Genomic DNA, 6,781 nt, shown 5'->3' on the forward strand with positions numbered 1-6,781 from the left:
GTGGGTCGCTGGCCGGGGTCGGCGTCTTCGCCGCCGCCGGGCTCGCGGACATGGCGTGGCATCTGAGGTTCGGGGTCGAATCCGGGCTCGACGCGTTGGTCAGCCCGACACACCTACTCCTGTTCACCGCGCGCACCGTCGCCGGCCTGGCCGCGCGAATGCTGGAGCGGGAGAACGAGTCGGGGGGCGCGGGGGGGGGCGCCGCCCGCGCGGGGGGGGGGGGCGGGGGGGGGGGGGGGGGGGGCGGGGGGGGGGCCACCTCCGGCTACGGGGGTGTGGTGTCCGGGGGTGCGCGTTGCCGGGTCACCGCCCTTCGGGTTCCCCGGTATTGGGCGTTCGGGCATCAGGTCCTCAGCTCATCAAGGACTTCAACGACCGGCCCGCGGCCTCGATGACGCCGGGTTCGTGGCCGTTGGCGATCATGTTGACGATCACGCCGTCGATGCCGTGGTCGAGGACGCGGGTCTGGATCTGCTCGGCGACCTCGTCGGGGGTGCCGACGAACTGGCGGTCGGCGGGGGAATTGCGGATCTCCTCGGGGGAGAGCGCGGACAGGTCGATGCCGGCGCGGGCGAGCATGTCGGACTGGAGCTTTCGGGCGCGGTCGCCGTCCTCGTCGGCGATGACGAAGGCCAGGAAGCTGGTCTCGAGGGTGGCCGGGTCGCGGTCGGCCTCGGCGCAGCGCTGGTGCAGCGCCTCGATCTTGCGCGGCAGCTCGGAGGCATTGCTGATGATGTTGAGGTGGTCGGCGAAGCGGGCCGCCAGGCCGAAGGTCTTCTTCTCCCCGCCGCCACCGAGCATGATCGGCAGGTCGTCGCGTACGCGCGGCTCGTTCATCGCGTTCTCGGTGTGGTACCAGCGGCCGTCGAAGGTGGGCCGCTGTCCGTGCAGCATCGGGGCGATGATCTCGAGCGCTTCCTCCAGCTTCTGGAAGCGCTCGGTGAAGGTGCCGAACTCGAACCCGTACTGCTGGTGCTCGAGCTCGAACCAGCCCGCGCCGATCCCGAGCACGGCCCGCCCACCGCTCACCACATCGAGCGTGGTGACCGTCTTGGCGAGCAGCGCAGGATTGCGGTAGGTGTTGCCGGTGACCAAGGCGGACAACTGGATTCGCTCGGTCGCGGTGGCCAGCCCACCGAGCGCGGTGTAGGCCTCCAGCATCGGCTCGTCCGGCTGCCCGATCCCCGGCAGCTGATAGAAATGGTCCATCACGAAAGCGGCGTCGAACCCCGCCGCCTCCGCCGCTGCGGCCTGCGCGATCACCGTGGGAAACAGCTCGCGCACCGAGTCCGTATTGCTGAAATTGGGCATCTGGTAACCGAGGCGAATGCTCATGCGCAAAGCGTATGACTTGGAGTGCACTCCAGGTCAAGCGCGAATCAGGCTCGGGTAGTCGAGGAGGTCGATGTCGTTGGCGGCCTTGTCGCCGTATTTCAGCATGAGGGTGAACAGGCGGGAGCCGAGGAACCAGTTGCGCGCCCGGATGCCGAGCGCGGTCTTCGGGGCGAGGAACGGGCCCGCGTTGGAGTTGCCCGCGATCTTGGCGTAGCGGCGCATGATGCGCTCGTAGGCGGCGAACGCGGTGACGTGATCGCCTGCGGCGGTAGCGAGTTCGCCCGCGAGGACGTAGGCGCCGACGACGGCCAGGCCGGTGCCGAAGCCGGCCAGGGTGTTGCCGTAGGCGGAGTCGCCGACCAGGGCGACGCGGCCGCGGGTGTACTCGCCGTGCATTCGGACCTGGCTGATCGAGTCGAGGTAGATGTCGTCGCACTCGGCCAGGTCGGCGAGCATGCGCGGTGCGTGCCAGCCCATGTCCGCGAAGGTGGACTCGATGATCCGGCGAGCCGCTGAGGTGTCCTCGCGCGCGTAATCCAGTACGGGACTGCTGAACATGTACATCTGCTGTGCCTTGGAGCCGCCGTCGACGGCGAGCTTGCCCGGTGTGTTGTGGGCGAAGCCGCGGGCTCGTTCGCGCGGCAGGCTCGTGTCGGTCCACCGGCTGGCGCCTGCCACGCAGTAGTAGCGGCCGAGGTGGTGCACGAAGTCCGCTTCCGGTCCGAACGCGAGTTTCCTGACCCGCGAATGGATTCCGTCGGCGCCGAGCACCAGGTCGAAGGTGTGCGGCTGCCCGTGCTCGAACGCGACCCGCACCTCGTCGCCGGTGTCGGTGAGCGCGGTGATCGTGTCGCCGAAGACGTAGTCGACGGAGTCCGCGGTGCGCTCGTACAGGATCTCGGCGAGGTCGCCGCGCAGGATCTCGACGTCGCCGCCGGTGAATTCGCCCGACATCACCGCGAGCTCGCGACCCGCGTCGTCGACGAACACCATGTCGGTGGTTCCGGTGCGCCGGGCGCGGACCGCGTCGAGCACGCCCATGCGCTCGAGCACCGTCAGATGCGTGCGGCCCTTGAAGTCGACGGCTTGGCCACCCGGCCGCAGCGCGGGCGCGCGTTCGACCACGGTGACCTCGAAGCCGTACCGATGCAGCCAGTAGGCCAGGGACGGGCCCGCGATGCTCGCGCCGGAGATGAGTACGCGCATGATCTGCTCCTCGTGTCAGAATCTGCGTCCACTGGAATCTGTATCCATCGGACACGGATTAGAGTATGGTAGACACAGTTCGAGTGTCAATCGGGGATTTTTCGAGAGGACCGACGATGCCGACCACCGTCGAACTGCTGTGGGGGACCGCCCAGCGCCCCACCCGCGGCCCCAAGCCGGCCCTCACCCTGGACGGGATCGTGGCGTCCGCGATCGCGCTCGCCGACGCCGAAGGGCTCGCGGGACTGTCGATGCAGCGCCTGGCCCAGGGCCTCGGCTTCACCAAGATGTCGCTGTACCGGTACGTCCCCGGCAAGGAACAGCTGACCGCGCTCATGCTCGACACCGCGATGGGCACGCCACCCGAGCCCGGCGGCAAGGGCTGGCGTGCCGACCTGCGGGCCTGGGTGGAGGCCATCTTCGCGCGCTACCGGACCCACCCGTGGACCATCGAACTGACCCTCGGCCTGCGCCCGATCGGCCCCAACGAGCTGAGCTGGACCGAGGCCGCGCTCACCGCCACCGAGGGCACCGGCCTCACCGGCCCCGAACGGCTCGACACGATCGTGCTGCTCAACGGCCACGCGCGCAGCCTCGCCCAGCAGGTCGACTCGGTGGGCGACGGCGCGAACGACCAGGTCGTCGAGCAGTTCACCGCGATGATGGGCGCGGCGGGCGACCGGTTCCCCGCGGTCAGCGCGGCCTTCGCCGAAGAGGCCGCCTCGACCAGTGGAGCCAACGACGCGTTCGACTTCGGCGTGGAGCGGATCCTCGACGGGCTGGCCGTGCTGATCGAGCGGCGGGGGTCTGGTCTCTAGACCGCGAACGCCCTAGGCTCGCAGCATGAACGACCAGCCGGAACTGCCGGAGAACGCCGTCACCGTCGTCCGCGAGTTCTTCGCCGCCATGGAAGTCGGCGCCGTCGACGAGGCGCTGGAGTTGCTCGACCCGGAGATCGTCTGGAAGAACGCCGGCCTGCCGACCGTGCGCGGCAAGAACCGGGTCGCCGGCCTGCTGCGCGGCCTGAACCGGCCGCAGCTCGCCTTCTCCGCCGACATGCACCACATCGCCGGTGACGGTGACATCGTGCTCACCGACCGCACCGACTTCCTGCGCCTCGGACCGGTGACGATCGCGTTCTGGGTCACCGGCACCTTCGAACTGCGCGCGGGCCGAATCGTGCTGTGGGACGACCGCTTCAGCATGGGCAACGTGCTGCGCGGCACCGTCGTCGGCGCCGCCCGCGCCATCCTGCGCCGCTGACCTACCGGTGCCTGTTCAGGTACTCCAGATAGGTCGGCCGTAAGACGTCGGCGAGTTTGCCGTCGCCCGCGTGGAAGTAGTCGTCGATCATCGGCAGGACGTACCTGATGTCGGCCTCGCTCTCGCCGAGGTCGCCCGCCTCGGCCTGGGCGGCCGGGATCGATTTGAGCAGCTCCCACAGGAAGCGCACGTCACCGTGCCGAACGGCCGTCTTCACCGCCCGGTCGTGCAGTTCCTTCGACGACAGTTTCTCCAGATCCTGCTCCTGCGTCATGATCCGACTCTAGCGCTCACCGGTGACATCGCGCCGGATCCGGGCGGACGGCGCCGGTTAACGACAAATTCACGGACACGTCCGGCTGTCCGGCAGCGCACACCGGGGGTCGACCGGTAGCGTCGGTGATGCGGGTCGCGTCGGTGTGACTCGTACGGGAGGTCCTGACCGTGACTGAGCTACTCAGTGCGAGAGGGCCGGCACCCGGCCCTAGAGGTGGCTGACCAGCCATCTTCAGGACGGACCGGTCCAGCGAGATCGTTCGCGCGGGTGCCGTGCGAACACATAAGGAGCCCACCGTGACTGCTGCACGCTCCGTTTCCGCCCCCGCGATGCACACGGCCTCGGCCTCGAAGAAGGGGGCAAGCCCCTCGCGTTCCGGTCGCAAGACTTTCATCGTCGACACCTCGGTCCTGCTCTCGGATCCCTGGGCTGTCACCAGGTTCGGCGAACACAAGGTGGTACTGCCGCTGGTCGTCATCAGCGAGCTGGAGGCCAAACGGCACCACCACGAACTCGGCTGGTTCGCCAGGGAAGCCCTGCGCATGCTCGACGACCTGCGTGTCAAGCACGGCAGGCTCGATCAGGCGCTGCCGATCGGCACCGAGGGCGGCACCTTGCAGGTGGAGCTCAACCACACCGATCCGTCGGTGTTGCCCGCCGGATTCCGTTCGGAGACCAACGATTCCCGCATCCTCGCCTGCGCGCTGAACTTCTCGGCCGAGGGCGAAGACGTGGTGTTGGTGTCCAAGGACATCCCGCTGCGGGTCAAGGCGAGCGCGGTCGGCCTGTCCGCCGACGAGTACCACGCCCAGGACGTGGTGACCTCCGGCTGGAGCGGCATGGTCGAACTCGACGTCGCGAGCGCCCAGATCGACCAGCTCTACACCGATTCGGTGATCGACCTGGACGAGGCGCGGGAACTGCCCTGCCACACCGGCATCCGGCTGCTCGGCAGCAGCTCGAGCGCGCTGGGCCGGGTCACCCCGGACAAGCGGGTCCAGCTGGTGCGGGAGCGGGAGGCCTTCGGCCTGCACGGCCGCTCGGCCGAGCAGCGCATCGCCCTCGATCTGCTGCTCGACGAGAGCATCGGGATCGTGTCGATGGGTGGTCGCGCGGGCACCGGTAAGTCGGCGCTGGCGCTGACCGCCGGGCTCGAGGCGGTGCTCGAGCGGCGGACCCAGCGCAAGGTGGTCGTGTTCCGGCCGCTGTACGCGGTGGGCGGCCAGGAACTGGGCTACCTGCCGGGGTCGGAGAGCGAGAAGATGGGCCCGTGGGCGCAGGCCGTCTTCGACACGCTCGACGGGCTGGCCAGCCGCGAGGTGATGGAGGAGGTGCTCAGCCGCGACATGCTCGAAGTGCTGCCGCTGACCCACATCCGCGGGCGCTCGCTGCACGACTCGTTCGTGATCGTCGACGAGGCGCAGTCGCTGGAGCGCAATGTGCTGCTCACGGTCCTGAGCCGGCTCGGCACCGGTTCGCGCGTGGTGCTCACCCACGATGTCGCCCAGCGCGACAATCTGCGGGTCGGCAGGCACGACGGCGTGGCCGCGGTGATCGAGAAGCTCAAGGGTCATCCACTGTTCGCGCACATCACGCTCACCCGTTCCGAGCGCTCGCCGATCGCGGCGCTGGTGACCGAGATGCTCGAGGAGTACGGACCGAACGCGTAATCGCGGCAATCGGGCCGCGTCGCGGCCCGTAATCCGTTTGATTACCGCGAACTGTGGGTATTATCCGCGGCGACACCAATCCAGCAACGGCTCGGCGAACAACGTTCCGCCGGGCCGTTGCGGATGTCGGCCAGGCTCCATTCCGGGGTGTGCCCCGGGGGGCTACTCGCGAGAGGATGGATATGAACCACTTCGCTCGACGTACTGCCGCCGGAGGCGCCGCCGCGCTCGCCGCCGCCGCACTGCTGCTCGCCGCCGGTTGCAGCGACGAGGATCAGGACAAGGCCAAAGACACCATCGCCAGCGTCACCTCGAACATGAGCGGGCCCGACGCCACCACCACCGCCCCCGGTGGCATGGGCGGCTCGGCCACCGAGACCACCGAGCCGGGCGGCATGGAGGGCTCCGGCACAGCCACCCCGTCGGGCACCGCGGGTTCGGCCGCAGGCGACTCGACCACCATCAACACCCCGAACGGTGAGATCACCGTCTCCGGCGAGGTCTACAAGAAGTACGTCGCCGCCGGTGGCGCGACGAGCCCGCTCGGCGCACCGGAGGAAGCCCAGGAATCGGGCCCCAACGGCGGCCAGTACCAGGACTTCGAGGGCGGCACCATCTACTGGAGCAGCGATTCCGGCGCCCACATCGTGTGGGGCGACATCCGCGAGGCGTGGGAGGAGAACGGCGGCGCCAACGGCACCCTCGGCTACCCCACGAGCGACGAGAAGGACATCCCCGGCGGTAAGCAGAGCGACTTCACCGGCGGCACCATCACCTGGGTCAACGGCCAGACGACCGTCACCCCGAAGTAGTTCGACGACCTGCCCGGGGGGGGGGGGCCCCCCCGGCCCCCCCCCCGCGGGGGGGGGGGGAAGTTTTGGGGGGGGGGAAAAAAATTTAGACCCCCCGGGGGGGGGGTTTGGGGGGGGGCGGGCGGGGGCGCGGGGGGGGGGGGCGCGCCCGCGCCGCAGGGGGGGGGCGGCCGACGGCGGGTCGCGACGGGTGGCCTCCCGGACTCGGGGTGAACCCT

At 69.5% G+C, this 6,781-nt stretch carries 8 protein-coding genes; 5 read left to right on the top strand and 3 right to left on the bottom strand.

All coding sequences use genetic code 11. The features are described 5' to 3' along the window. Nucleotides 1–395: hypothetical protein (locus QH270_RS18625; protein WP_280344015.1), on the top strand; the 395-nt coding region annotated here is incomplete at its 5' end. Here QH270_RS18625 and QH270_RS18630 read toward each other — a convergent pair. Together QH270_RS18630 and QH270_RS18635 are read right to left on the bottom strand one after the other, a co-directional pair. Then, the gene (locus QH270_RS18630) at nucleotides 352–1,335 is read right to left on the bottom strand and encodes an LLM class F420-dependent oxidoreductase (protein ID WP_280344017.1); all 984 of its coding nucleotides are present in this window, start codon (nucleotides 1,333–1,335) and stop codon (nucleotides 352–354) included. The genes QH270_RS18625 and QH270_RS18630 overlap by 44 nt on opposite strands. 33 nt (nucleotides 1,336–1,368) lie before the next feature. After that, a complete protein-coding gene (locus tag QH270_RS18635) occupies nucleotides 1,369–2,541 on the bottom strand; it encodes an FAD-dependent monooxygenase (protein ID WP_280344020.1) in 1,173 nt (390 codons plus the stop codon). Between the two features lie 116 nt (nucleotides 2,542–2,657). On the opposite strand from QH270_RS18635, the gene QH270_RS18640 reads away from it, so the two are divergent. Both QH270_RS18640 and QH270_RS18645 read left to right on the top strand, forming a co-directional pair. Continuing rightward, nucleotides 2,658–3,359: a TetR/AcrR family transcriptional regulator gene (locus QH270_RS18640; RefSeq protein WP_280344022.1), complete on the top strand. Its 702-nt coding sequence runs from the start codon at nucleotides 2,658–2,660 to the stop codon at nucleotides 3,357–3,359. A gap of 25 nt (nucleotides 3,360–3,384) precedes the next feature. Next, entirely contained in the window at nucleotides 3,385–3,804 is a 420-nt protein-coding gene (locus QH270_RS18645) for a limonene-1,2-epoxide hydrolase family protein (protein WP_280344025.1), read from the top strand. Between the two features lies 1 nt (nucleotide 3,805). Here QH270_RS18645 and QH270_RS18650 read toward each other — a convergent pair whose 3' ends face one another. Further along, nucleotides 3,806–4,078 (bottom strand): hypothetical protein, encoded by a 273-nt coding sequence (locus tag QH270_RS18650; RefSeq protein WP_280344027.1) that lies wholly within the window; start codon nucleotides 4,076–4,078, stop codon nucleotides 3,806–3,808. A gap of 299 nt (nucleotides 4,079–4,377) precedes the next feature. Here QH270_RS18650 and QH270_RS18655 point away from each other — a divergent pair, with 299 nt between their 5' ends. Both QH270_RS18655 and QH270_RS18660 read left to right on the top strand, forming a co-directional pair. Further along, nucleotides 4,378–5,751: a PhoH family protein gene (locus QH270_RS18655; protein WP_280344029.1), complete on the top strand. Its 1,374-nt coding sequence runs from the start codon at nucleotides 4,378–4,380 to the stop codon at nucleotides 5,749–5,751. Between the two features lie 182 nt (nucleotides 5,752–5,933). Next, nucleotides 5,934–6,563, top strand: coding sequence for an LGFP repeat-containing protein (locus QH270_RS18660; protein ID WP_280344032.1), 630 nt, complete (start codon nucleotides 5,934–5,936; stop codon nucleotides 6,561–6,563). The last annotated feature ends 218 nt before the right edge of the window (nucleotides 6,564–6,781 follow it).

It is taken from the genome of Nocardia neocaledoniensis (assembly GCF_029868625.1).
Classification (GTDB): domain Bacteria; phylum Actinomycetota; class Actinomycetes; order Mycobacteriales; family Mycobacteriaceae; genus Nocardia; species Nocardia neocaledoniensis_A.

Excerpts from the sequence above, each read along its gene's own strand:
- QH270_RS18660 (WP_280344032.1), top strand. The coding sequence starts at position 5,934 with ATGAACCACTTCGCTCGACGTACTGCCGCCGGAGGCGCCGCCGCGCTC.
- QH270_RS18645 (WP_280344025.1), top strand. The coding sequence starts at position 3,385 with ATGAACGACCAGCCGGAACTGCCGGAGAACGCCGTCACCGTCGTCCGC.
- QH270_RS18630 (WP_280344017.1), bottom strand. The coding sequence starts at position 1,335 with ATGAGCATTCGCCTCGGTTACCAGATGCCCAATTTCAGCAATACGGAC.
- QH270_RS18650 (WP_280344027.1), bottom strand. The coding sequence starts at position 4,078 with ATGACGCAGGAGCAGGATCTGGAGAAACTGTCGTCGAAGGAACTGCAC.
- QH270_RS18640 (WP_280344022.1), top strand. The coding sequence starts at position 2,658 with ATGCCGACCACCGTCGAACTGCTGTGGGGGACCGCCCAGCGCCCCACC.
- QH270_RS18635 (WP_280344020.1), bottom strand. The coding sequence starts at position 2,541 with ATGCGCGTACTCATCTCCGGCGCGAGCATCGCGGGCCCGTCCCTGGCC.